General features: G+C 37.6%; 1 tRNA gene and 1 pseudogene. Both read right to left on the reverse strand.

The features are described 5' to 3' along the window. Nucleotides 1–182 precede the first annotated feature (182 nt). Nucleotides 183–254: transfer RNA gene (locus HT709_RS11070), tRNA-Glu, on the reverse strand. Between the two features lie 62 nt (nt 255–316). Further along, nucleotides 317–817: pseudogene (locus HT709_RS11075) on the reverse strand (IS30 family transposase); the annotation flags it as partial.

The following is an 817-nucleotide window of genomic DNA, read 5'->3' on the forward strand; positions in this document are numbered from 1 at the left end:
CTACAACTTCAGTTGTAGTACCCTGCACATTGGTTCGTCTTGTTCAGTTTTCAAAGGTCTTTGTCACTCGCTTCTCTCAAGCGACAACTATATTAGTATATCACAGTCACTTTCGTTTGTCAACACTTTTTTTGAAACTTTTTAATCTTTTTTTCATCAAGTGTTACAACCGCAACATACTATAGTCCGTACGGGATTCGAACCCGTGTTACCGCCGTGAAAAGGCGGTGTCTTAACCCCTTGACCAACGGACCAGAGTTGTTATTTTCAACTCTTACTATTATACCGACTTTTTCAGACTTGTCAACACCTTTTTCTAATTTTTTTTAAACTTTTTACAATTTGCTAACTTCTCGCCAAATTTCAAGTTCAAGTTAGCCATCAAGAAGTCTTCTCTGGGTGATTTGTAGTTCAAGCATTTTTTAGGATAGTTATTAATCCAATTTTAGATGAATGCGACTTCTTTGGGAGTCGTTTTCTTAGTTCCCTTAGGTAACCATCTCCGAATGAGCCTGTTGTGATTCTCATCAGTTCCCCTTTTCCCAAGAGGCATAGGGGTGCGCATAATAGATATGTTCCTCAGAAAATACATCAGACAAGCGGTTAAATTCTGTACCATTATCTGCCGTGATGGACAGAATCTTGTCTTGTTTTAAGATGAGTTTTAAAGCCTGATTGACCGCCTCAGCACTTTTATTTGGAATCAATCGGATAATTTGATGCCTAGTCCTTCAATCAGTTAAGACCAGTAAACAATAATTTTTCACTCTTGTAAGCAGAACCGTATCAATCTCATAATGGACTAAAATCAAAAAAC

Source organism: Streptococcus sp. 1343, assembly GCF_013277355.1.
GTDB lineage: Bacteria > Bacillota > Bacilli > Lactobacillales > Streptococcaceae > Streptococcus > Streptococcus pseudopneumoniae.